This window comes from Corallococcus praedator (genome assembly GCF_003612125.1).
In the GTDB taxonomy this organism is placed as follows: domain Bacteria; phylum Myxococcota; class Myxococcia; order Myxococcales; family Myxococcaceae; genus Corallococcus; species Corallococcus praedator.
Genome location: NZ_RAWI01000034.1, coordinates 17,638 through 42,581 on the forward strand (window position 1 = coordinate 17,638; position 24,944 = coordinate 42,581).

The following is a 24,944-nucleotide window of genomic DNA, read 5'->3' on the forward strand; positions in this document are numbered from 1 at the left end:
GCGTCGTCAGTGGTGCTGGACGCCCTTGAGCGGAGGCCCTTCGGCTTCCATCGCCCGGTACTCGTCGTCGGTGAACAGGCGCGAGCGGATGAGGAAGCGCACGCCTTCGGGGGCTTCGACGGAGAAGCCACTGCCGCGACCGGGCACCACGTCCACGGTGAGGTGGGTGTGGCGCCAGTACTCGAACTGCGACCCGGACATGTAGAAGGGCGTGCCGACCACCGCACCCAGGTACACGTCCTCCTGGCCCACGCGGAAGTCGCCGCGCGGGAAGCACATGGGCGCGCTGCCGTCGCAGCAGCCGCCGGACTGATGGAAGAGCAGCGGACCGTGGAGGCCCTGCATCTTGTGGAGCAGGGCCTCGGCGGCCGGCGTCACTTCAACGCGCGGAACAGGCATCCCTAGAAGAAGCCCATGGGCTTGGCGTCGTAGCTGACGAGCATGTTCTTCGTCTGCTGGTAGTGATTGAGCATCATCTTGTGGTTCTCGCGGCCGATGCCGGACTGCTTGTAGCCGCCGAACGCCGCGTGCGCGGGGTACAGGTGGTAGCAGTTCACCCAGACGCGGCCGGCCTGGATGCCCCGGCCCATGCGGTAGGCGGTGTTGGTGTCGCGCGTCCACACGCCGGCGCCCAGGCCGTAGAGCGACTCGTTGGCCTGCGCGAGCGCGTCGGCTGCGTCCTTGAACTTCGCCACCGCGACGACGGGGCCGAAGATCTCCTCCTGGAACACGCGCATTTTATTATTGCCCTCGAAGATGGTGGGCTCCACGTAGAAGCCCTCCGCCAGCGCGCCGGGCAGCGCCTTGCGGCCGCCACCGGTGAGCACCTTCGCGCCCTCCTTCCTGCCGATGTCCAGGTAGGAGAGGATCTTCTCCAGCTGATCATTGCTCGCCTGGGCGCCGATCTGCGTCGCGGTGTCCAGCGGGTTGCCCTGCACGATGCGCTTCGTGCGCTCCACGGCCTTCTGCATGAACTCGTCGTAGAAGCGCTCCGCGACGAGCGAGCGCGACGGGCACGTGCAGACCTCGCCCTGGTTGAGGGCGAACATGGCGAAGCCCTCCAGCGCCTTCTGGGCGAAGTCGTCGTCCTTGGCGAAGACGTCCTCGAAGAAGATGTTGGGGGACTTGCCGCCCAGCTCCAGCGTCACCGGGATGAGGTTCTCGGAGGCGTACTGCATGATGAGGCGACCCGTGGTCGTCTCACCCGTGAAGGCGATCTTCGCGATGCGCTTGTTGCTCGCGAGCGGCTTGCCGGCCTCGATGCCGAAGCCGTTCACGATGTTGAGCACGCCGGGGGGCAGCAGGTCGCCCACCAGCTCCACGAACTTCAGGATGGTGACGGGCGTCTGCTCCGCGGGCTTGAGGACGATGCAGTTGCCGGCCGCGAGCGCGGGCGCCATCTTCCACGCGGCCATCAGCAGCGGGAAGTTCCACGGGATGATCTGCCCCACGACGCCGAGCGGCTCGTTGAAGTGGTAGGCGACCGTGTTGTCATCCAACTGGCTGAGCGACCCCTCCTGCGCGCGGATACAACCGGCGAAGTAGCGGAAGTGGTCGATGGCGAGCGGCAGGTCGGCGGCCAGACACTCACGGATGGGCTTGCCGTTGTCCCAGGACTCGGAGACGGCCAGCATCTCCAGGTTCTGCTGCATGCGGTCGGCGATCTGATTGAGGATGTTCGCGCGCTCGGCGGCGGGCGTCTTGCCCCACGCATCCTTGGCCGCGTGCGCTGCGTCCAGCGCGTTCTCGATGTCCTCCGCGGTGGAGCGCGGGACCTCGCAGAAGGGGCGCCCGTTCACGGGGCTGATGTTCTCGAAGTACTGGCCCTTCACCGGGGGCACGAACTTCCCGCCAATGTAGTTGCCATAGCGGCTCTGGAACTGGACCTTGCTGCCCTTCTGACCCGGTGCTTCGTAGACCGTCGACATTCGCGCGACTCCTGTCCTGCGGTGGGTTTTGAAGACGAACCGACGATAGGCACGTGACGCTCCGCGTTATGCGAGGGGCGCGGCCTGTTAATGTCTGTTAATGATCTGCGAGGATGCGCAGACGGGCGCCCGCAGAGCCTGCCTGGGGCCGAGGGACGCAAGCGTGGATGGGAGTGGGATGACCTGGGTCGCCAGGGCTGCACTGGCGGCCTTGCTGGCCTGCGGGAGCGGGGCTCGAGCGAGCAGTGACATCGTCGGCACCGCGGTGGACGTCTGGGAGGAAGCTCCGCTCAAGGACGTCCAGGTCTGGGCCCACTCGCCTTCCCAGGACGTGTCCCGGTTCGCGCGGACGGATGCGCAGGGCAGATTCCACTTCGCCCAGCTTCCTCCGGGGACCTACTCGCTCCTGTTCTCCACGGAGCAGGACAGGTCACAGCACCGCTACTGGGTTCTCCGGAAGGAGGACGTCCTGCTGCGGGACGGAGTCACCCTTCGCGTCGACGCGGCGCTGGTGGAGGAGTCCGGCACCATGATCTGCTTTGGGGGGCGCGACCGGGATGTGAACAGGTCGAGGACGGACTGGTCGCTCACGCCTTCGTACCTCGGGGGCTTCGCGGTGGGACGGTCCACGCCGGTGCAGGGCGCGGTGCGCTCGCTCGACGGACTCCTCGCGCTCGCGGCGGGGGGGCGCACGGACGCCTCAGGAGCGGGCATCTCCTTCCATGGCGCCTCCGCCTTCGAGAATCGCCATGTCCTGGAGGGGATCTCCACCAGCGATCCCTCGTTCGGAACCAATGCCCTTCCGCTCAGCACGGAGCTGCTCGGGTCCTTCCTCCTGACGACGGGGGGATACGCTCCGGAGATGGGCCGCGTCTCCGGTGGCCTCATCGAGGCGACGCTCCCCACGGACGCCACTCCCCTCGTGGACCTCGCGACCCTCGACACCGTCGAATACGACGACGCCCTCGAAGCCGCCAAATCCCTCCATGGCTCCGTCTTCGGCTCCTGGGCGCCGGGTGTGTTGGAGGGCCCGCGCGCGTCCGACACGGGCACGCTCCAGCACCTGGGGGACTTCGGGGCCACCGTCGGTGGACCGCTCATCCCGGAGCGTTTGTCCTTCTTCGCGGGCGTCACCCCGGCACTCAGCCGCGTGGCGACGCCCCGGTCCGCGCAGCAGGGCGAACCCTCACGCTTCACCGACCAGCGCAGCGTCCAGGCCCTGGCGAAGCTGACGTATTCGCCCAGCCTGGCCCATGTCCTGTCGCTGTCCTGGGTCACCACGCCTGCTTCCCTGAGAGGCGCCAGTCCCCCCGTGGGGGATGCCTGGACGGGAAGCGGATCCGACAGCACCACCACGCTGATGGCGCTGGGGTATTCAGGGTACCCGGGCCCCGTGCAGGTGGATGCACGGGTGGGCTGGCTGCGACAGCAGGGCTCCGACGCGGCCTTCCCTCATGAACGGGAGCGCCTCCAGGCCAATGCCCGCACCACGTACCGGCTCAAGGCCCTGGGCGCGCATGTCTTCCGCGCGGGGGCCGACGCGGAGTTCCTGCGTGATGCGCCCCTCGGAGCGAGCGCGACCAGCCAGCAGGTCGGGGTCTTCGTGCAGGACTTCTGGGACGTGCGCGACTGGTTCGCGGTCAATGGAGGGGTTCGCTACGACGTGCAGTGGTTGAGGGACACGGACGGCGGGCCCGCGCTTCGGCTCGGGCGCCCCTTCTCCCCGCGCCTGGGCGTGGTCCTGGACCCGTCTGGCAGGACCTTCTCGCGGTTCTTCGCTCACGTCGCGAAGGTCCAGGGGCCGGTCCTGCTGGGCCTGCTCACGCCCCCGTCCTCCCGTGTGTCGCTGGCGCCGGGGCTCGTGGCGCCGTCCTCCACGGAGTTCCTCGCGGGCGTGGAGCTGCCCCTCATGAGCGAGGACACGCTGGGCGCGACCTATACGCACCGCCGACTGGAGACGGGCCTCCGGTCGTTGAACCGCGACGACGGCGGCCTCGTCCTCGTCAATCCAGGGACGGGCCTGGGGGCGGACCTGCCGGAGGCGCGGCGCACCTACGAGGCGGTGATGCTGGAGTGGCGACGCACGCTCCGCTTCGGCTGGCAGGCCCAGGTCAGCTACACGTGGTCGCGGCTGCGCGGCAACGACGCGGGACTGATGCTGCTGTCGGATGCGCGGGGCGTGCCCCGGCTCGTCACCGACACCGAGGCCCGTGAGCCGGACGCCCTGCTGCCGGCGGACCGTACCCACATCCTCAAGGCGTTCGGCTCCCGGGAGTTCAAACACTCCCACCGCCTGAAGTCGGTCCTGGGCCTGTCCTATCTCGGAGGCTCCGGTACCCCCGTCGACGGTGTGGCCGAGCGCCTGCCGTGGAGCCACACCGTCAATGTCCATGTGGACGTGCGCTACCGCGTCGACCGCGTGGCCAATGCCTCCTTCAGCCTGGATGTCTTCAACCTGCTCAATGGCCAGGCGGAGACCCGTCTGGATGTCGCGGGAGCGCCCTTGCGGTACCCGCTTCCCCGGCAGGTGCGAATCGGGGTCCGGTACACCTTCTGATCCTTCAGGGCGGAGCGTGGAGGGAGTGGGTCCTACTTCGCGGCGACCGTGGCGGACTCCACCTTCTGGATGAGCTCCCACTCCAGGTCGGTGTCGCGGGTCGTCGGGTACAGCCCCGCGTTCTGGATGACGTCGTTCTTGTACACGTTGCGGCCGTCGGCCTCGCGCGTCTGCGTGCGCTCATCGCGCTGGAAGTGGACGGTGCTCTGGCCGGGGACGCGCTCGACGCCCGTCACGGAGTAGCGCGCCCAGGTGGTGCCCAGGGACGTGGGGGTGCCGATGAGGAGCCACTCGGTCCGCGCGATGAAGCCTTCGCGGGAGCGCTCATCGAGGGGCTTGATGGAGAAGCCCTCGTCCTTGATCAGCGCGAGGGCCTCGGGCCAGACCTCCGCGAGGGGCTTGCGGTACACGTGGTCGCGCGCGGTGTCTTCCTGAGCGACCTGCTGGCGGACAGCGGCGCAGCCGGAGCCCGCCAGCGAGAAGACGGTGGATGCCAGCAACGCAGCGGTTCGGAAGGATGGCTTCATGGCGTTCCTGTTTCCTTGGGAAGGTGGCGCCAGGACTGTCCCTGGCGCGGGGCCCAAGCGCCAAGCCTCCGGACACGGTCGGGACGACTACCCTTCAAGACGCAACCATCCGCCGTGTCTTCGCCCAAGCCCGGAGGCCGACGCGCGCGGTTTCAGCACCGGCGCGCGCCGGCACGGGACTCCCATCAGCGCAGCGGCAGGTCCAGCCAGGACGGGCCGCGGAGCGACAGCTGTGCTCCGACGTTGTTGGCGCCCAGGTAGAGCGGGTCCTGGGTGTCCACGACGAGCGCGAGCTGGTGCAACGCCGCGACGTCATAGGCCGTGGCGGGGAACTTCAGGTCCAGGTCCACGGGGGTGCCGGGCGTGGCGCCGGTCCAGGTGAGCGGCACGTGGGTGATGAGGCCACCGAAGTCGCCGGTGACGTCATACAGGTACGCGACCACGGTCCCGGAAGAGGCGGACGGCGTGATGCGCAGGCGCAGGGTGGCCGAGCCACGGATGGCGATGGACCGGGTTGAAAGGGCCGACGTCCAGACGCCCGCGTTGAGGCGGTTGATGCCCGGCAGCCAGACGATGGGCGGAATGCCGGTCAGCGCCTGGAGCCCGTTGGTCAAGAGCGCCACGCCCGCGTCGGCGGTGGTGTCGAACGCCCAGACGGTCCTCGCGGCGCTGGAAGAGGGCGTGCCACCCAGCGTGCCGGCGCCATCCAGCAGGCGGATGGCGCCCAGTCCGTAGCGCTGCGTGCTGGAGGCGACAGCGGCCCATGACGCGTAGCCCTCCACCGCGCCGTTGTACGTGCGCAGCACGATGGGCGCCTCGTGGGTGATGCTGGGGTCCACGCCCGCGACGTGCGCGTCCATCCAGCGCGTGACGCTGCTCCAGACGTGGTTGGGAAGCCCGAACAGGCCGGTGGCCTCCACGACGGCGTGGTCACCCGGCGCGAGCTCCAGGCGCTTGGGCCCCGTGAGCTGGCCGTAGAACTCCACCAGCTGGTTGGGCGGAAAGAGGCTGTCGCCATAGGCGTTGGCGATGAGGATGGCGGGCGCGTTCGCGTTGATGCGGGACAGGTAGGTGCTCGCGGAGCGCACCCGGCCCCAGGCCTTGATGCCCGCGATGTCGCGGTTGGCGTAGTAGTTGTCGATGGTCGTGCGCAGCTCCGGGCCAGGCCTGCCCAGCAGGCGCGACGTGAAGTCCAGCAGGCCCACCGCCTGCGGTCGCCGGGTCTCCCCGCCGAACAGCGAGGCCACCAGGTCCGTCCAGCCGGACAGCGCGGCCACGGCCTTCACGCGCGGGTCGAACCCGGACGCGATGAGCGAGATGCCAGCGCCATACGAGACCCCCGCGAGGCCGATGCGCGAGCCGTCCGCGGACGTATTCGCGAGCAGCCAGTCGATGATGCGCGACGTGTCCGCGATGTCCGCGGGGCCTGCCGTGTCGATGCCACCCCCCGAGGCCCAGAAGCCTCGCGGCGTATAGGACAGCGCCACGTAGCCCCGCTGCGCCAGCGCGCTCGCCTGGGCCAGGTACTCCAGGTCATTGAGCCCCCAGCTGGAGATGAAGACGATGGCCGGGTGCGGCCCCGGCGTCGTCGGCGCGATGTAGTTGGCCTTGAGCACGGTGCCGTCGCCCGCGGTGATGTCCACGAACTTGAAGCCGGTGGTCGGCACCGCGGCCACGACGGCACGCGCGGCCGTGGCCTGGACGGGAAGCGCGACGCCCGCGAACGGCGCGAGCAAGGCCAGCAGGAGGAACGGCAGCGGGAGGACCCGCGATGGAACACGCTGCGACATGGGACACCTCAAGTGGGGGAAGCCTTGAGAAGAGGGGAAGACCTCTAAGATTAGATAGAGGCGCACTCACGGTATGAGCAGATTGATTCCCGAATCAAGGCCCCGGCAGGGGTCCATCCCAATCGCAGACAAATGTTTCAAGGCATGGCGGGGCACCGTCGGTCCTGGTCGGTCCGAAGCCCGGGAGCCCCCGGCATCCACGGAAGACTCTTCATTCCTGCGGGCTTTGTCGTGCCTCGAACAGGTCGCGGATCCGCGCGCCCCTCGCACGGCGTCAGCGGCTTCCACGCGTCCACCGGGAGCCGCGCGAACACGGCTTTCTTCGCGAGTGAACGAGGTGTTTTCCGCTCTCGTTGGTGATGTTGATGAACACTGGAAACCCGCACGCACGCCTGTCATCGTGTGGGACTGCGCGTCGCGGTGGCGACGTTGAAGGGGCGTGAAGGCGGAAGTCGGTCAAGGTTGGGCGGACTGAACGTATTGAGTAGCAGGGCGGAAAATTATCCCGTCCCGGGGCTGTAAAAACTCCCCGAAACCGAAGGGTGTCTCCGGATGCGCTGGAACACGGGTCGCGAAGGAGTGTCGGAAAAGCGAAGCGGATCAACCGTTTGGCGCGACCGTCCGCGCAACCCTGAAAATCCCGGGTCCTGGCACACCGCTGGCATCCGCTCCTGACGCTGTCCCAACCCCCGCTTCGCTTCGGCAGGTCCCGGTCCCCCTCCGTGCTCGCTTCGTCGTCCTTCACCTGTTCCTGTGGTCAGCCCCACTCCGACGCGGAGGCGTGTCCCACGCTGATGCGGGGGCTCGACACCGGTGGCACCCTGCTCTACGCGGGCACGCCTCCTCCGGGACCGGTCGCGGCGCTGCCCCTGACGCCTTCGCCCCTGTCGTCGCCCACGCCCATCGTCCCGTCGCTGGTGGGCCAGGAGTTCGGCCGCTTCCGCGTGGTGCGCGAGCTGGGGCGCGGCGGCATGGGCACGGTGTTCCTCGCGGAGCACACGCTCATCCAGAAGCGCGTGGCCATCAAGGTGCTGCACGCGCACCTGGCGCAGGCGCCGGAGCTGGTCGCGCGCTTCCTGTCCGAAGCGCGCACGCTCACGCTGGTGCAGCACGAGAACGTCGTCACGCTCTACGACCTGGACTCGCGCGACGGTCGCCCGTACTTGGTGATGGAGTACCTGGAGGGGGACAGCCTGGCCCAGTTCGCGCGCGGCCCCATGGCCCCGGCGCTGGTGGTGGACCTGATGACGCAGGTGTGTGACGCGCTGGGCGCCGCGCACGCGCACGGCATCGTCCACCGCGACCTCAAGCCCGCGAACGTCTTCCTCGTGCCTGGCCCCGGTGGCCGGCACCGCGTGAAGCTGCTCGACTTCGGCATCGCCAAGCTGCTGTCCCGGCCCGCTGGTGAGATGACCACGGAAGTGGGCGTCCTGCTGGGCACGCCGGAGTTCATGGCCCCCGAGCAGTGCGGCGACGGGCTGGTGGATGCCCGCAGCGACATCTACGCGGCGGGCGTGCTGGCCTACCTGCTGCTCACCGGTCAGGTGCCCTTCTTCGGCCGCACTGCGGCGGAGATCCTCGTCGGCCACCTGCAGAAGGAGCCGGTGCCGCCGCACGAGGTGTGCGCCGCCGTGCCGCAGGCCCTCTCCAAGGTGCTGCTGCGCGCCCTGGCCAAGCGCCCCGAGCACCGCTTCGCCTCCGCCGCGGAGCTGAAGGCCGCCCTGGAGGCCTCGCTCGCCCCGCCGCCCGCGCCGCAGGTGCCGAAGCTGTCCGCGCTCCTGCGCGGCACGGGCGCGCAGGCCTCCCTGGAGCTCCAGGGCGAGTGGGTGGGCCGCACCGGCCTCTTCTTCCCGCTGGCCTCCCCGCCTCCCGCGCTCCTGTCGGACGTGTCGCTGCTGCTCCGGCTGCCCGGCGGCGAGCTGCCCTGCACCGCGCAGGTGGTGCGCCACGTGACGGCCGAACAGGCCCAGGCGTGGCACATGTCCCCGGGCTTCGGCGTGCAGCTGCGCGACAGCGGCCCCGGCTTCCAGGCCTCGCTCGCCCAGCTGCGCCACGCCACGCGCCCCCTGTCCGCGCAGGCCGGGGCGGCCGCTGCCCTGCCCACGCCGGAGGACACCCAGGCGGAAACCGTCCTCCAGGCCTTCCGTCGCCGGCTCGCCGGGGACCCGTACGCGGTGCTGGAGCTGCCGCGCGACGCCACCCTGGAGTCGGTGCGCACCGCCGCCCAGCGCGCGCGCGGGGCCCTGGAGCTGCTCAAGGCCCGCCCGCTGTCGGACGCCCAGCGCGCCCAGGTGGAGCGCGCCCTGGAGCGCGTCGCTGGGGCCCTGCACACGCTGGGACACGTGGAGCGCCGCGTGGAGTACGACGCGACGCTGGGCAACGTGGAGGGCATCGAGCGGTGCCTCGCCGCGGGCCTCACCGCCACGATGCTGGAGCAGTGCCGCCGCCGCTTCCTCGCGGGCAACACCGGCCGCGAGGGCCGCGCCGCCGTGCACCGGCTGTCCGGGGATGCGCTGGCGTCGGTGGGCCGGCTGGAAGAGGCGCTCGCCGCCTACGAACAGGCCGTCCGCGCGGACCCCCTGGACCTGGAGGGCCTCAAGCGCTGGCGCTTCCTCCGGGCCCGGGTCCAGGGCTCGGCTGCTCCCCGGTAGGGGGGCCGGCCCCGCATCTGGAGTGGGGTCGCCTTGCGTATGGGAGGGGAGTCCTCGTTAATCCTCTCCTCTTCCATGGCTTCCGAACCCGACGACAAGCTTCCGCCCCAGGGGCGGTTCAACCGCCTGCGCAAGCTGGCGGGCCTCTCCATGCACGTGGGCTCGGAGGTGCTCAAGACGGGCGCCAAACACCTCGCGGGCTCTAGCCCGTCTGAGCTGCTCAGCCTGGGCACCGCGGAGAAGCTGGTGGCCACGCTGGGGGAGATGAAGGGCGCGGCCATGAAGCTGGGCCAGGCGCTCTCCATGGACCAGGACCTGCTCACGCCCGAAGTGCGGCAGATGCTGGCGAAGCTGCAGAACCAGGCGCCCGCCATGTCCTACGCGCAGGTGTCGCGCGTGGTGAAGGAGGAGCTGGGCGCGCCGCCGGAGGAGCTGTTCCGCGAGTTCTCCCGTGAGGCGCTGGCCGCCGCGTCGCTGGGGCAGGTGCACAAGGCGGTGCTGCACGACGGCCGCGCGGTGGCGGTGAAGGTGCAGTACCCGGGCATCGACGCGTCCATGGTCCACGACATGGACAACCTGGGCCTGGTCGTGAAGACGGTGTCCAAGACGTCGCGGATGATGGACGGCACCGCGTACTTCCAGGAGTTCCGCGACGAACTCATGCTGGAGCTGGACTACCGCCGCGAGGCGATGCTCGCCGCGGGCTTCGCCCAGAGCGTGGCGAAGCTGCCGGACCTGTACGTGCCGCAGGTCATCGTGGACCGGAGCGCCCGGCGCGTCCTCACGCTGGAGTTCCTGGAAGGCCAGACGCTCAAGGACTGGGTGCCGACGTCCCCGGACAACGCCGCGCGCTTCCGCGTCGCGCGCCAGCTCATCCGCGCCACCTACGGGCCCTTCCTGGACGCGGGGGAGATCCACGCGGATCCGCACCCGGGCAACTTCATGGTGATGCCGGACGGGCGCATGGGCCTCTTGGACTTCGGCTCCATCAAGCGCTTCAGCCCGGGCTTCGTCGCCTCCAACCGCCGCATGTTCCACCAGGCGCTGCGACTGGAGACGCTGGACGTCCTGGCCCTGTGCCGGGAGGTCGGCTTCACGGTGGAGTTGCCGGAGCCGGAGGCGGAGGCGCTCCTGCGCGAGGTGCTGCACATCGCCGGGCGGCCCATGCGCGCGTCGCCGTATGACTACGGCACCTGCGACATCAACCGCGACCTGCGCAACCACTTCACGCGCAACGCCGCGCGCTTCCTGCGCATCAAGCCGCCCCCGGAGGCGATGATGTTCTTTCGCGCCACCGGCGGGCTCGCGCAGAACCTGCGCCTGCTGGGCGCGCACGGCGACTTCCGGCAGGTGTTCCTGGAGGTCGGCGCCCTCGTGGAGGCGTGAGGGCGCGCGGGGACGGCGCTACTTCGCGGGGGCCTCGGCGGCGCGCGGGCGCTTGTGCAGCCGCTCCAGCTTGCGCGCCAGGTCCGCGCCCTGCGTGCTCTTGGACAGGTAGCCGTCCGCGCCCGCCGCCAGCGCCAGGGCGCGCAGCTTGGCCTCGTCGGAGGCGGAGTAGAGGACGAAGCGCGTGTGTTCCGGGGCCTGCTGCCGGGCCAGCGCCAGCACCTTGTCGCCGCTGAGCGCCGGGATGTTCACGTCCAGGAGCACCAGGTCCGGCGCGGTGGTGCGCACCAGGTTGGAGACCCCCAACGACGAGCGGTGCGTGCGCACCTCGAAGTTGTAGGAAGACAGCGTCCGCTCGGCCAGCGCGAGCTGGTCCGGGTCATCGTCCACGATGAGGACGCGAATCTTGGACTCCGACGACATGGTGGCTCCCCCTGGAACCGACAGTTGGGGTGTCCCGATCACGCCGCCCCAGAGACCAGCGCGTCAGGCACCCCCGGAGTATCGCCCAAGCGTCTCCCGCCTGACCAGCGTCCCTGGAATTTTCTGGAATGTTTCATCCTGGATGGGGCCCCTGTACCTGGAGGGTCGGGCCGTTCGTGCAGGTCATCGTTCACTTCTCGTGGATCGCCTCCCACGAGGACTCCCGATGTCCACCCAGGACGTCGTCTCCAGGTTGCGCCAACGCAGCCAGCGCCTGGCCGGCCGCCAGCACTCCCAGGGATGACGCGGAGTGCGGCCGGGCGCTCGGCGATGGACGCCGCGCCCACGCGAATGCCCTCTGCGTGGACCGTCCCGTGCTGTGGCAATGACAGACACCGGGAGTCCCCCGTGGCTGGCACGGGGGACCCTGGCATGAAGCGATGAAGCCGGGCTGCTTCAGGGCGCCAGCGCGGGGTCCGTCTCCGCGTCGTGCCGGGGCTGGCCCAGGTGTTGGAGGAACCATTCCCCGGCGAGCTCGGCCACCCGCTCCAGCTCCGCGTCCTCCTGGAAGTGGTGGGTCGCGCCCGGGATGATCTCCATGTGCTTCTGGGCCTGGAGGTCGGCGTAGGCCCGGCGGTTGATGTCCAGGCCCAGCGTGTCCGCGCCGCCCACCAGCAGCAGCGTGGGCGCCCGCACCCTGGGGAGCACCGCGCCGGCCAGGTCGGGCCGGCCGCCCCGGGAGACGACGGCGCCCACCAGCTCCGGACGGTTGGCCGCGGCGGACAGCGCCGCGCCCGCGCCGGTGTGCGCGCCGAAGTAGCCCACGCTCAGGCCGGTGGTGTGGGGTTCGCGTTGCAGCCACCGCGCCGCGCCCGCCATGCGCAGGCCCAACAGGCCCATGTTGAAGCGCAGCTGTCGCGTGCGGCGCTCCTCCATCTCCTCGCTGGTGAGCAGGTCCAACAGCAGGGTGCCCAGTCCCATCGCCTGGAACAGGCGCGAGGTCTGCGCGAGCCGGGGACTCTGGCGGCTGCTGTCGCTGCCTCGCGCCAGCACCACCACGCCCCGAGCGCCCGCGGGCACCGCCAACCGCCCCCGCAGGAGGACGGCGTCATCCACCGGCACCATCACCTCGCGCTCCAGGTGCGTGCGCGCCGCCGGTGTTCCCGCGCCACGTGCCGCGGGGGCTTCCCGCTGCTGCTCCGACGACCCGTGGTCCTGCCGTGCTGCCCTCAACCCCGTTCGTGACCGGGGACCTGTCATACAGGCTCCTCCCGTCTGCGTTTGGCTGACCTGCGACTGAGGGCAAGTTGAGCACCCGCCCGGCCGCTGTGACCTGTCGGAAGGTCCAGGTTGTCCGCCGTCCGACACCGCATTGTAGGGAGGGAGGAGGCCCCGAGGAAACGACCCACCCCGGAGGGTGGGGCCGCTGTCGGATTTCAGGGCTTCGTGGCCACCACGAGCTCGAAGGGGCCGGGCCGCACGTGCGCGTCGCGGAAGCCCGCGGCGGTGAGCGCGTCCAGGTAGAACTCCACCTCGCGCAGCCGGCTGGAGCACGCGTCCACGCCGATGAGGAAGTAGGACCAGAAGAACTGCGCCGCCAGTCGCTCCGGCGTGCGGAACTCCTCGCAGATGAGCACGCGGCCCCCGGAGGGCAGCGCGGCGAAGGCGGCCTGCATCAACTGACGCGCCACCTCCGCGGGCCAGTCGTGGAGCACGCGCACGAACGACAGCGCGTCGTAGCCCTGCGGCAGCGGCTCGCGCAGGAAGTCCCCGCCCACGAAGCCCAGGCGCTCTTGCGGCAGCCCCGCGCGCTCGCGCGTGCGCGTGACGAGCGCCTCGGTGGCGGGCAGGTTGTAGACGTCCACGGAGAGCGCCGCGTGTTCGCGCAGCAGGTGCTCCGCGAGCGTCCCGTCACCGCCGCCCACGTCGAGCAGCCGCGCCCCGGAAGGCCACAGCGCGCCCGCGTGCGCGCGGAACGTCTCCAGGATGGGGCCCAGGCCCGCGGCCATGCTGGCCTCGAAGCCCTCCACCTGTTCGGGCGTGCGCGGAGGCCAGTCGAAGGAGGCGGCGGACATGGAGTGCTGTCCGCGCAGCACCTCCGGAAGCCGGCCATGCAGCGCCTTCCAGTCGTACTTCTCCCGGTCGCGCTCCAGCGCGCGAGGCCCCAGCACCGCCTCCGCCGCCGCGCGCAGCCCTGCCACGCCCCGGTAGCGCGTGTCCTCCAGCGCGTCGGTGGGCTGTTCGCGCTGCACGAGCCCCAGGCTCTCCAGGCAGTCGAGGAACTTGTACAGCCGCTGCGGCACGAAGCCGTGCCGCGTGGCCAGCGTCCCCAGCGTCACCGGCCCGGGCTCCAGTTCGTCCAGGAGCCCCAGCCCCAGCGCCGTCTCCACCACGTCCAGCGCGCGCGCGCCGTTGAACAGCAGGTGCAGCAGGGCACGCGGCGACGTGGGCTCGCGCGGGGGAAGGGCGGAAGGGGAGGATGACAGCGCCGCGCTCATGCGGCCTCCTTGCGCTGCTCTTGGAGGAGCGCGTCCATGAAACCGTCCACTTCTTCCAGCGTATTGTAGAAGTGCGGCGCGACGCGCAGGAAGCCCCGGTGGCTGCAGATGAAGCCGCGCGCCACCAGCCGCTGCATCACGCTCACGTCGCCGGGGAAGCTCAGCGCCACGATGCCGCCGCGCTGGTGCGGCTCGCGCGGCGTCACCACGCGCAGGCCCGCTTCATCCGCGCGGGCCATCACCCGCGACGTGAGCTTCAACGAGTGCTCGCGCACGGCGGTGATGCCCACGCCCTTCAGGAGCTCCAGCCCCGGCCGCGACAGCAGCACCATCAGCGGCGCGGGCGTGCCGCCCATCATCCGCCGCGCATCCGGCGCCCAGTCCTCCGCGGCCTGGAAGGCCAGCGGCGTCGCGCCGGCCAGCCACCCGGTGCTCGCGGGCCGGAGCGTGGGCAGCAGCTCCGGACGCACATACAGGAAGGCGGCCTCGGAGCCGCCCAGCCACTTGTGCGCGCCGCCCATGAGGAAGTCCACGTCCAGCGCGCGCACGTCCACGGGCACCGTGCCCACCGACTGGTACGCGTCCGTGGCGATGAGCGCCCCGGCCGCGTGCGCCGCCTTCGCCACGCGCGCGATGTCCAGCAGCGCGCCGGTGGAGAACGCGGCGTGCGACACGCAGACCAGCCGCGTGCGCTCGTCGATGGCCGCCTCCAGCGCGGCCTCATCCACGCGGCCGTCGCGCGACGGCACCACCACCAGCTCCGCTCCGTAGCGCGCGAAGCCCTTCCAGATGAAGGGCACCGTGGGGAACTCCAGGTCGGTGACGACGACGCGGCGGCGCTCGCCGCTGAAGTCCAGGCAGGTGCCCAGGCGCGACAGGTGCGCGCTCAGGTTCAAGTCCAACGCCACGGACGCGGGCGGCGCGTTGATGAGTCCCGCCACCGCGTCCGCGTAGCCCTGCATCTGGGACAGCCATTCATCCCAGACGGCGTCGCGCCACGTGCGCATCGTGGTCCAGTACCGCGCGAGCACGCCCTCCACGGCCCGGGGCATCGCCCCGGTGGAGTTGCTGTTGAGGTAGGTGCAGGTTTCAAGCAGGGGATACTCCGCGCGCAGGGCCCCCGGGAGCACCCCTCCGCTCACGTCTGGTTCCTCAGCTCGTGGGGATGGGGATACGCGGTCGGCGCGCCGTGGGCGTGCATCGGGGCCGGTGCGCCGTGGGCGTGCATCGCGGCCGCCGCGCCGTGGGCGTGCATCGCGGCCGCCGCGTCGTGGGCGTGCATCGCGGTCGGCGCGCCGTGGGCGTGCATCATCGGGCATCCGCCCCCGCGAGGCGCCGCGTGCGCATCCGTCCCGCGCGCCGCGCCCGTCGCGTAGCCACCCTCGCGCTTCCAGCTGTTGGTCATCTCCACGCGCACGTCCCACAGCGCGCGGAACAGCGGCAGGGTCATGCGCCCGGCCAGCACCTGCGTGGGCAGGCCGTCCAGCGCCTTCACCGAACGGTCCACGCCGATGGTGCGGCGCACCAGCTGGAAGTGCGCGTACAGCCAGCCCTGGAAGGCCTCGTCCATGGTGACCAGGTTCTCGCAGACGTGCTTCAGATCCTCGTGCCCCCCGGCCGTGTAGATCTGCATCAGCGTCACATTCCGCCGCTCCAGCATCCGCTCCATCGCGGACTCCAGCCCCGTGGCCGCCAGCCGGAACGTGTTGTAGCCCGGCGACTCCTGCCCGCTGCCGTTGCCCAGGCTGCGGCGGATGACCTGGTACGCCTCCGGCGTCATCGTCTCCAGGATGGCCATCTCAGAGGTGATGCACTGGAGGATGCGCTGCACCCGCGCCAGCCGGGCGACCACGGCCCACAGCGCGTCCCGGTCCAGCTCCGCCACCACTTCCACGATCTCCCGCGACGCCAGCTTCAGGTACAGCTCCTGGGACTGGTGGACGATCTGGAACATCAGCTCGTCGTGCGACACGCGCTCCGCTTCCGCGGACTGCAGGCCCAGCAGCGTCCCCGTGTGCAGGTAGCGCTCGTAGTCCAGCTCTCCCTTGCCCACCCACTTCTTCAGCATCGGGTTGAAGAGCGGCTGAGTCAGCTCGTGCTTCAGTTTTTCCGCGTGGCTGTAATCAGTGGACATGAACATAGCTCCCTCCGGGGTGCAGGAACGTATGAGTGCTGGGTGGAATGCGCCCCGGTTCGGCGGGAACAGTGAGCGCGGAAAACTCTAGAAGCGACTACCTTACAGGGCTTTCTGTAGAGTTCAAGATGCCAGCCCTACTTGGTTATCACTTTCCGAGATTTTTCTCGCACTGGAAGGCAGGGTGGCCCGAGGGGTCGGGCGCACCCAGGGTGCTGTCTACCCCTCAACAGGCGAGGGGTTCCGGCCTGGCGTGGCCGGCCGGGGCTTCAGGCGCATCGCATTGAGCTTCTGGGCCAGGTCGGCGCCCTGCACGCTCTTGGAGATGTAGCCGTCCGCGCCGGAGGCGATGGCCAGCGAGCGCAGCTTCGCCTCATCTGACGCGGAGTAGAGGATGAAGCGGGTGCCGGGGGGCGCGTACTGGCGCGCCAGCCCCACGACCTTGTCGCCCTTGAGGGCGGGGAAGTTCACGTCGATGAGCACGAAGTCCGGCTCGGACGCGCGCACGATGTTGGACACACCCAACGCGGACGTATGGGTCTGCACTTCGAACCCGTACGCGCTCAGCGAGCGCTGCACGAGGTCGAGCAGGTCCGGGTCGTCGTCCACCACCAGGACGCGCGGTTTTGGTTCAGCCATGGCTTCTCCCTAGGTACTGACGAATCGTCTCGATCAACTGATCGCGATCCAGGGGCTTGGTCAGGTAGGCCGTGCAGCCGGCCGCCTGGGCCTTGTCCTGGTATTCGCGCCCCGCGTGGGCGGTGACGGCGATGACGGGCACATTCTGCCCATCCGGCAACGCCCGGAGCCTGCGGGTGACTTCCCAGCCGTCGAGTCTCGGCAGGGACAAATCCATGAGGATGAGGTCCGGCACGTCGGCTTTCGCGCGCTCCAAGCCCTGCTCGCCGTCCTCCGCCTCGATGAGGTCATACAGCCCGCCCAGGTAGCGGCGGACGATGTCGCGGTTCTGCTCGCTGTCCTCCACGTACAGCACGCGGGGCAGCTTGCCGGCGCTCGCGGCCCGCTGGGACATGAGCAGGCCCTTGGCCTGGGAGATGACGTCCTCCAGGGCCGTGCCGCCCTTGCGCACGAAGCCGGCGAAGCCGTCGCGCAGGAGCGTCTCTTCCTCGCCGGTGAGCGTCTTGCCGGTGAGCACCACCACCGGCACGGACAGCTTCTCCGCGCGCAGCCGGCGCAGCACCTCGAAGCCGTCCAGGTTCGGCATCATCAGGTCCAGCACCACCAGCGACGGCGGGGACACGCGCGCCTTGAGCAGCGCGTCCTCGCCGTTGCGCGCCTCGTTGGTGGAGAAGCCCGCGCGGCGCAGGTTGCGGCTGACCAGCTCGCGCGTGGCCGCGTCGTCGTCCACCACCAGCACGTCACCCGTGGCGGCCGTGGCGCCCGCGGAGGCGAGGCTCTTCTGCACTACCTCCACCAGCCGCTCCGGCTCCACCGGCTTCACCAGGTACTCGCACGCGCCCAGGCTGAAGCCGCGCGCGCGCTGCTCCTCCACGGACACGAGGATGACCGGGATGCCCGCCAGGCCCGGCTCGCTCTTGAGCTGGCTCAGCACCGACCAGCCGTCCATCCGGGGCAGGTGGATGTCCAGCAGGATGGCCTGCGGCTTGAGCTCCCGCGCGAGCTTCAGCGCGGCGATGCCGTCATCCGCCGTCACCACCTTGAAGCCCGCGGGCTCCAGCTGTCCGGTGACGAGCTGCTGGATGAGCGGATCATCATCCACCACCAGCACCGTGCTGCCCGGCCGCGCCATGGGCGCGAGCTTCTGCGCCACGTCCTGGATGGGGACCAGCCGCTCCGTCGCATGCGGGCTGTTGGCGCCCACCGTGGTCGCCAGCACGTCCGGCAGCCGCACGGTGAAGGTGGAGCCCCGGCCCAGCGTGCTCGTCACATCCACCGTGCCGCCCAGCACGCGCGTCAGTTCGCGCACGATGGCGAGCCCCAGCCCCGTGCCGCCCACCTTGCGCGTGGTGGAGCCGTCCACCTGGCGGAACTTCTCGAAGATGAAGGGCAGCTGGTCCGCGGGGATGCCCACGCCGGTGTCCTCCACCGTCATCAGCATCTCCCCCGAACCCGCGGGCACCACCGTGAGCGCGACCTCGCCCGTGTCGGTGAACTTGGCCGCGTTGCTCAGGAGGTTGAGCATGATCTGCCGCAGCTTGAGCGCGTCCGTGCGCACCTCGTGCGCCTCCGGATCCACGTGCACCGTGAGGGCGACGTCCTTGCCCTTCAGGTACTCCTTCACCGTGGCCATGCACTCGTCGGCCAGCTCCTGCACGTCCACCGGTTCGGTGACGACCTCCACGCGGCCGGCTTCAATCTTGGACAGGTCCAGGATGTCGTTGATGAGCGCCAGCAGCGTCTTGGCGTTCGTCTTCACCACGTTGAGGTCGCGCCGGCCGTGCGGCGTCAGGCGGTTGCCCTCCTCGCGCATCAACAGGTCGCAGTAGCCGATGATGCCGTTGAGCGGGGTGCGGATCTCATGGCTGAAGTTCGCCAGGAACTCGCTCTTGAGCCGCACGGCGCCTTCCGCCTCGCGCGCGCGCTCCTCCTCGTTGCGCTTGGCGACGGAGAGCTCCTGGGCCAGACGGTCCAGGTCCTCGTTCTGCTGACGGATGATCTCCATCTGCAGCGCGCGCTGCTGGTAGCTGGCCAGCGACCGGGCGGACACCGCGCGCGTCTTCTTGATCTCCTCCAGGCTGGCGGCCAACTGGAGGTTCGCGGCCTCCAGCTCCTCCTTGGAGGCGCGCAGCATGGCCTCGTTCTGCTTGCGCTCGGTGATGTCGTCGGTGACGCCCATCACGAAGCGCGCGATGCCGTGCTCGTCCAGCAGGGGAATCTTGCGCGTGGCGAAGATGCGGTCCTCGCCGTCCGCGCGGGCCACCTCCTCGAACGTCTTCATCTTCCGGGTCTCGAGGATCTCCGTGTCGATGGCGACGAACGAGTCCGCCTGGTCATGCGGGAAGTAGTCGTGGTCCAGCTTCCCCAGCAGCCATTCCTTGGTGACCTTGAAGGCGTCCGCGAACGTCTTGTTGGCCACCACCAGCCGGCGCGTCTGGGCGTCCTTCACGAACAGCACGAAGGGCAGCGCGTCGATGATGTTGCTCAGCAGGTAGTTGGTCCGCTTCAGCTCCACGCCCGTCGCCTGGTGCTGGGCGCGCTCGGCGTGCAGGCGCAGCTCGCGCGCGACGACGAAGGGCAGGTGTCCGTAGCGGTCCTCGGTGACGTAGTCGAGCGCCCCCAGCCGCATGGCGGTGTCCAGCGTGGCCGGGTTCCACGCGGGCGAACTCACCACGAACGAAAGCGACAGCCCGCGCTGCTGCCACGTCGCGTGGACGGCCTCCCAGGACAGCCCCGGCACTTCCGTGCCCACGAGCACGAGCGCGTAGGGCCGCGCCAGGGCCTGCTCCAGCGCCGCCTGCGAGCACGCCTGCTCCAGCGTGAGCATGGAGAGGATGTCCTCGCGCTCCAGCGCGTCGCGCATGGCGCGCGTTTCGCGCTCGCTGCCCACCAGGAGCAACGACAAGGTGTACCCCAGCGGTGCTTCCGCGAGCGCCACGTCGAACGGTTGGTTGGCCATGTGTCTAGTTGGAACCGAACGCCAGCACGGTCAGCGTGGTGTTGATGTGGAAGCCTGAGTAGATCTCGAACTGCACGTTCATCCCAGCAGCGGACGGTGCGAGCTTCAACGCTTCGGAGAGCTGGGGCACCACACCGGTCGCGTTCGCGTACCACATGCGTCCGCTGCAGTGGAACAGGAGGGCGGCCTGGGGGTTCTGGACCCGCCTGGGCAGCTCCTCGGCGAAGAAGTCGCGCGTCATACCCGCCAGGTCGCCTGCCTTCATCAAATCCAGCTCGCTTCCCTCCTCCAGCAGGTTGGCGAACAGGATGGAGCCGTCCTCCAGGGGCCGCCACGCGGCGCGGATGAAGTACTCGCGGCCCACCTTCAGCGCGGTGGGGCGCACGGCGAAGCCCTTGGGCTTGCCGAACTCCAGCTCGTCCGGGGTGACGCCCAGGATTTCGGCGTAGCGCTTCGCGGCGGGCTGCCCGTCGATTTCGAGCGCGCGCGTGTGCGTCTCATCCACCTTGGTGATGGTGAGCCGCTGGCCGGTGGGCACGTACCAGTGCGAGCGCAGCGCGGCCCAGGGCGCGTTCGTCTTGAAGAGGGCCACGAGCACGCCGTCGCCGGCCACTTCGCCATCCACGTGGATGAGCGCGGACTGGCGCGAGGGGTCCGGCTCCGAGTCGCTGGCGCCGCCGCCCACCAGCACCAGCGTCTGGTTCTTCTCCAGGATGCCCAGCAGCAGCTCTTCTTTTTTGTAGCGGAAGCCGTCGTCAATCACGAGGCCCACGTACCGGCGCGCGTCCAGGTCCTGCTGGCGCACGCCCAGCTCCTCGCACGCGCGCTTGATGGCCTGGGCGCCCGCGGCGATGGCGTCGCCGGTGAGGCCGCTGCCCAGGCCCAGGCCCACCTCGAAGTCGCCGGACAGCGCGCCCAGCACCACGCTGTTGGTGTGGATGCCGTTGTTGTCCAGCTCCCCGGCCGTGGTGGCGCCCACGAGCCGGGTGTCCTTGGGCAGCCGCTCCCGCACCGCGCGGTTGAGCGCGCGCTGGTCGCGCTGGCGGGAGGCGAACAGCGTGACCAGCTTCGGCGGGGGGCCGTGAAGCTGTCGTAGGAGGTCCTCCGCGGCGGCGACTGGATCCGTGAGGGTGGAGCGAGCCGTCTGCATCTTCACGCTGGCCATGGAGGACCTTCCCTTGCGAACCGGGCTTGGGCGGCTAGAGGCCGCTGCCCGGGTGTGTCTTGTGACAACTGCCGGTGCACTGCTGGAACGATTCGCGACCGCCACCGACATACATGCTTTCGATGGGGCCGAAGGACTTCACGTGGCTGTCCGGATAGCTCTTGTGGCACGACAGGCAGGCGGCCTTGCTGGTGCGCTGCGTGGTCTCCTTGTCCAGGTGGCAGGAGGAGCACTTCTCCAGGGGCGCGTCGAAGCGGTTGGAGCGCGAGTGGATGAAGTGCGTGCGCACGAAGATGGGGCCTTCCAGTTCGAAGCCCAGCGGAGCATGGCACGACGCGCACGCGGCGCGGTTGTCGTTTCCGTGCAGCACGTTGCTCAGCTCGCCGCCCTGGCTGTGGCAGCTGTTGCAGGGGCCGGTGGTCAGCCTGGCCTCGGTGTGGGTCTTGGTACCCACCTGGATTTCGATGGTGCGGGAGGCGGGCAGGTCCTCGCCCAGGAACACGCGGCGGCTCTTGGCCGTGACCAGGTACGTGCCGGGCTTCGCGTCCGTGGGCAGGTGGTAGGTCCAGGTGTCGCTCACGGGCGCGTCCCAGCGGCCGTCATTGGGGAAGAAGGCGCCGCCGAAGAGCTTGTTGGCGGGCGGGAACGTCATGAACTGCGCGTAGACGCCGTCGCGCGCCGGGGTGGCGATGGTCTGCACGTCCTGGGAGTCGTCGAGGAACGCCTCCAGGTCGACGATGGTGCGGATGGGCTTGATGTCCTGCGCGGGCCCGATGAGCTGCGTCATCATCATCCGTTCCCGGTGCTTGCGGCGGTAGTACGTGGCGGTCGGGTCGAAGAAGGCCTGATAGTACTGGATCCCGGCGGGGTGACCGGGAGCACCCGGCGGTGCGACCTCATTGTAGGTTGGTAGGCTGCCGGCGGGGTGCAGCCGCTTGCCCTTCCCGTCCTTCAGGGTCATCTGGAAGGTGACATCCGACCCGGGGGCATACGTGCCGTCCTTGCGGGGCGCCGTCAGCGCCTTGATGTCGATGGCGAACCCGTAGTCGTACGCGGGCGACGCCACCTGCGTGACGGGGATGTAGTAGGGCGCGAACGGCCGCAGGCTCCAGCGCAGGCGCAGGCCCTTCGTCTTGGACGTGAAGGTGAGGGTCTGCTTCTTCGCGTGCTCGTACGCGTTGCGCACCTCCACCAGCGCCTCCTCCTCGAAGGCCTTCGCGCCCGAGCAGTCCGTGAGGCTGCGACAGTCGCGCGTCCACTGAATGGCGCGCAGACGGCGGATGAAGAAGTCGTCGCGCTCCGTGCGGCGCGTCTCCTCGCTGCCGATGTTCAGCAGCACCGGCGGACCGGTGAGGATGCCGCGCGCGTCCACGGGCTCCACGGTGAAGAGGCTGGTCGCCTTCATCCAGGCCGCGTCGCGGTAGAAGCGGCGGCGGGTGAAGGTCCCGTCCGGGTTGGACAGGCCGACGAACTCCTCGTCCGCCTGGCGCACACCGCCCCACCCGATGGCCAGGAAGTCGCTGTTCTGGCGCAGGCCGTTCACGCCCTCGTCCACGGTCGCGTTGATGGAGGCGCGCAGGTCGATCTGGTTCACCCAGAACGTCTGCCCGGCCTTCACCTTCAGGGGCACGCCCTCGCCGTTGTCCACCTCCAGCGCCAGCGCCACGGGGGCCGACCCGCCGTTGCCGCCGCCCCTGCGGGCGTCGTCGTCCGTCACCGCCTGGGACTGGGACGCGAGCTCCAGCGGGGCGACCTGACCGTCCAGGGAGGTGGAGTCCTCCGAACCTGAAGCGTCCTGTCCGCCGCACGCCAGCGCCAGGCCCGCCATCGCTGCCAGCAAGCTCGCGCGGCCCGCGGAACCCACGCGGGAAGAAGTACGAGTACACCGCGCCCTGAAAGCTCCAACTGCGACCATGGGGGACTCCTCGAAGGCTTGATTGCGGACGCTTACAGTCACAGCGTCGCGTTCTGGGGACCCGGTAGCCCTTCCGTCGGGGGGACGGTGGCGGATGAGGTCCGACTCAAAACCGGCTTTTACCGGGAGCGAGTACTTTTAGCCGTACGAAGAATATCCACAACGAACAGATCGATTCAACTTCTGAGAATATTTCCGCTCAGAGGAGAACCCGATTGTTTGGGACTGGATGGGAGGGGTGCCTGGGGCACAACCCACCCGGACGGGTCAGGCCCGAATCGCGGCGGCGACATCCGCCGGGGATTCCGGGATGAACGGGAGTTCGACAATGAACTCGGCCCCTTCGCCCTGGCAGCTGTGGACGCGGATGGTGCCGCCGTGGGCCTCCACGAGCTGCCGGACGATGTAGAGGCCCAGGCCGAAGCCGGGGGCGCGGCTGTCGGTGGTGACCCGCTCGAAGCGGGCGAAGAGGCGCTGCTGGTCTTCCAGGGGGATGCCGGCGCCGTGGTCGCGCACGACGAGCCGGGCCCGGTGGGCGTCGTGCTCCACGCGCACCTCCACGGGCTGGCCCCGGCCGAACTTGAGGGCGTTGCTGACCAGGTTGGTGAGGACGCGGTCCAGGCGCTGGCGGTCCCAGCGGCCGCACGCGGCGCCCCGGGCGTGGACGGTGAGGGCGCAGCCGGCGGCGGTGGCCTGGTCCTCGTGGCGGGCCACCACCTCGCGCGCCAGCTCCGCCAGGTCCATGGTGCGCGCTTCCAGCTCCAGCCGGCCTCCGGACAGGCGCGACAGGTCCAGCAGGTTGTGCACCAGCCGGCCCAGGCGCTTGGTCTCGTCCTCGGCCAGCAGCAGCCCTTCGCGCAGGCGGGGGTCCTCCGCGTTCGCGGGGGCGCACTGCAGGCGCAGGCGGCGCAGGCGCAGTTGGAGCGAGCTCAGCGGGTTGCCCAGGTCGTGCGCCGCGACGCCGATGAGCTCCAGCGCCCCCTGCGTGGCGGCGAGCAGGCGGGCGTTGTCCAGCGCCAGCGCGGCCCGGGCGGACAGCTCCTCCAGGAAGGCCTGGTCCGCGGCGCCGTAGTGGCGGTGCGGGCGGGTGGACAAGAGGCACAGCGCGCCCAGCACGCGGTTGTCCACGATGAGCGGCACGCTCAGGGCGGAGCGCACGCCCAGCGCGCGCCACAGCTCGCCGTAGGTGCTGTCGTTGACGGACGCGGGCAGCCGCTCTGGATCCACCTCCGCGAAGCGCTCCGCGCGGCCGGTGTAGACGACGCGGGCGGGGCCGGGTTCGTCGCGCGCGGGGCGGCGCAGGAGGGGCTCCCACAGCCGCGTCTGGGTGGCCGCGTCCGCGCACGTCACCGCGCCGGGGCGCACGTGGCCGTCCTCGCCCGGGAGGTAGAGCACGCACGCGTCCGCGATCTCCGGCACGCACAGGCGGGTGAGGTCGGCGCCCAGGGCCTCCGCGCCGGCCTGGGGCTGCAGCACGCGGCCGGCCTCGGCGAGCAGCGCCTGCATGCGCTCGGTGCGCTTGCGCTCGGTGATGTCGCGCGTCACCTCCGCGAAGCCCTGCAGGCGGCCCGCGTCGTCGTACAGCGCGGTGAGCAGGCTCTCCGCCCAGAAGCGCGAGCCGTCCTTGCGCATCCGCCAGCCCTCGGACTGCAACCGCCGCTCGCGGGCGGCGCGCTCGCGGTAGGAGGCGGGCACGGCGCGGGACACCGCGTCCGGCACGTGCAGCAACTCCACGTCCTGGCCCACGATGTCCTCTGACGTCCAGCCGGTGAGCCGCTCCGCGCCGGTGCTCCAGCAGGACACCTTGCCGTCCGGCTCCAGGAAGCACAGCGCGTAGTCGGACACGCCATCCATGAACAGGTGCAACCGCTGTTCACTCTGCAGCCGCTCCGCGTGCATGGGGCCCAGGGCGTTTCTGAGCACCATGCCCAGCGCGGCCACGCAGCCCAGGCCCAGCAGCGCCACCAGCAGCGTGCGCAGGTCGGAGTCGCGGTGCGTGGAGAGGGCGTCACCCGCCGCCAGCGTGTGGGCCGCGGACACCATGGTGGCGAGCAGGATGAGTCCGGCCAGAAGGCACACGGACAGACCCGCCCCGACCCGCTGAGCGAAGGTCCAGCGACGCAGCATGTGGCACTCCCCCCCGACGGCACCGAGCGCTTCTGTGCAGAAGGACCCGCAGCATCACTGAAAAAGTAGGGCGAATGACATCGCACTCCCGGGCAGGGTAGTCATTAACCCATGCTTTCCAGGAATACCGGGGTAGGATGCCCGGCGCCGCCAGAGAAGAAAAGTTCCTGGCAGGCGGGTTCTTGCCGGGGTGTCCACCGGTGGACACCTGGAAATCGGGCGGAGATCCAGAGAGGGGCTGCCGC

The 24,944-nt window shown here is 70.1% G+C and carries 17 protein-coding genes; 3 read left to right on the forward strand and 14 right to left on the reverse strand.

Annotated elements, in window-relative coordinates:
* Positions 1-6: 6 nt before the first annotated feature.
* Entirely contained in the window at positions 7-399 is a 393-nt protein-coding gene (locus D7Y13_RS06925; protein ID WP_120583252.1) for a DUF779 domain-containing protein, read from the reverse strand.
* Between the two features lie 2 nt (positions 400-401).
* The gene (gene exaC, locus D7Y13_RS06930) at positions 402-1,928 is read right to left on the reverse strand and encodes an acetaldehyde dehydrogenase ExaC (protein WP_120583253.1); all 1,527 of its coding nucleotides are present in this window, start codon (positions 1,926-1,928) and stop codon (positions 402-404) included.
* Positions 1,929-2,106: 178 nt separating this feature from the next.
* On the opposite strand from exaC, the gene D7Y13_RS06935 reads away from it, so the two are divergent.
* On the forward strand, positions 2,107-4,485 hold the full coding sequence (locus tag D7Y13_RS06935; RefSeq protein WP_158620343.1) for a TonB-dependent receptor: 2,379 nt from the start codon (positions 2,107-2,109) through the stop codon (positions 4,483-4,485).
* Between the two features lie 32 nt (positions 4,486-4,517).
* Here the strand turns inward: D7Y13_RS06935 and D7Y13_RS06940 are convergent, their stop codons facing one another.
* Together D7Y13_RS06940 and D7Y13_RS06945 are read right to left on the reverse strand one after the other, a co-directional pair.
* On the reverse strand, positions 4,518-5,012 hold the full coding sequence (locus D7Y13_RS06940; protein ID WP_120583255.1) for a hypothetical protein: 495 nt from the start codon (positions 5,010-5,012) through the stop codon (positions 4,518-4,520).
* A 185-nt stretch (positions 5,013-5,197) separates the two neighbouring features.
* The gene (locus D7Y13_RS06945; RefSeq protein WP_120583256.1) at positions 5,198-6,802 is read right to left on the reverse strand and encodes a CocE/NonD family hydrolase; all 1,605 of its coding nucleotides are present in this window, start codon (positions 6,800-6,802) and stop codon (positions 5,198-5,200) included.
* A gap of 722 nt (positions 6,803-7,524) precedes the next feature.
* Here D7Y13_RS06945 and D7Y13_RS06950 point away from each other — a divergent pair.
* Positions 7,525-9,453 carry a serine/threonine-protein kinase gene (locus tag D7Y13_RS06950; RefSeq protein ID WP_120532307.1) on the forward strand — a complete coding sequence of 643 codons (1,929 nt, stop codon included), beginning with the start codon at positions 7,525-7,527 and terminating at the stop codon, positions 9,451-9,453.
* Positions 9,454-9,528: 75 nt separating this feature from the next.
* Entirely contained in the window at positions 9,529-10,839 is a 1,311-nt protein-coding gene (locus tag D7Y13_RS06955; protein WP_120583257.1) for an ABC1 kinase family protein, read from the forward strand.
* An 18-nt stretch (positions 10,840-10,857) separates the two neighbouring features.
* Here D7Y13_RS06955 and D7Y13_RS06960 read toward each other — a convergent pair whose 3' ends face one another.
* From D7Y13_RS06960 to D7Y13_RS07005, 10 genes are all read right to left on the reverse strand, one after another.
* Positions 10,858-11,262 (reverse strand): response regulator, encoded by a 405-nt coding sequence (locus tag D7Y13_RS06960; protein WP_120532305.1) that lies wholly within the window; start codon positions 11,260-11,262, stop codon positions 10,858-10,860.
* Positions 11,263-11,718: 456 nt separating this feature from the next.
* Entirely contained in the window at positions 11,719-12,522 is an 804-nt protein-coding gene (locus D7Y13_RS06965; RefSeq protein ID WP_233595480.1) for a dienelactone hydrolase family protein, read from the reverse strand.
* A 176-nt stretch (positions 12,523-12,698) separates the two neighbouring features.
* Positions 12,699-13,760: a methyltransferase gene (locus tag D7Y13_RS06970; protein ID WP_120532303.1), complete on the reverse strand. Its 1,062-nt coding sequence runs from the start codon at positions 13,758-13,760 to the stop codon at positions 12,699-12,701.
* A complete protein-coding gene (locus D7Y13_RS06975; protein WP_120583259.1) occupies positions 13,757-14,902 on the reverse strand; it encodes an aminotransferase class V-fold PLP-dependent enzyme in 1,146 nt (381 codons plus the stop codon). The genes D7Y13_RS06970 and D7Y13_RS06975 overlap by 4 nt, the downstream gene beginning before the upstream one ends.
* Positions 14,899-15,894, reverse strand: a complete 996-nt coding sequence (locus D7Y13_RS06980) for a tryptophan 2,3-dioxygenase family protein (RefSeq protein ID WP_233595481.1) — start codon at positions 15,892-15,894, stop codon at positions 14,899-14,901. The genes D7Y13_RS06975 and D7Y13_RS06980 overlap by 4 nt, the downstream gene beginning before the upstream one ends.
* Before the next feature lie 219 nt (positions 15,895-16,113).
* Positions 16,114-16,533: a response regulator gene (locus D7Y13_RS06985; protein ID WP_120532300.1), complete on the reverse strand. Its 420-nt coding sequence runs from the start codon at positions 16,531-16,533 to the stop codon at positions 16,114-16,116.
* Positions 16,526-19,492 carry a response regulator gene (locus tag D7Y13_RS06990; RefSeq protein ID WP_120583261.1) on the reverse strand — a complete coding sequence of 989 codons (2,967 nt, stop codon included), beginning with the start codon at positions 19,490-19,492 and terminating at the stop codon, positions 16,526-16,528. The genes D7Y13_RS06985 and D7Y13_RS06990 overlap by 8 nt, the downstream gene beginning before the upstream one ends.
* 4 nt (positions 19,493-19,496) lie before the next feature.
* The gene (locus D7Y13_RS06995; RefSeq protein WP_120583262.1) at positions 19,497-20,657 is read right to left on the reverse strand and encodes an FIST signal transduction protein; all 1,161 of its coding nucleotides are present in this window, start codon (positions 20,655-20,657) and stop codon (positions 19,497-19,499) included.
* Positions 20,658-20,691: 34 nt separating this feature from the next.
* Complete coding sequence (locus tag D7Y13_RS07000; RefSeq protein ID WP_120583263.1) at positions 20,692-22,572, reverse strand: cytochrome c3 family protein; 1,881 nt, start codon at positions 22,570-22,572, stop codon at positions 20,692-20,694.
* A 267-nt stretch (positions 22,573-22,839) separates the two neighbouring features.
* The gene (locus tag D7Y13_RS07005) at positions 22,840-24,699 is read right to left on the reverse strand and encodes a sensor histidine kinase (RefSeq protein WP_120583264.1); all 1,860 of its coding nucleotides are present in this window, start codon (positions 24,697-24,699) and stop codon (positions 22,840-22,842) included.
* Positions 24,700-24,944: the final 245 nt, after the last annotated feature.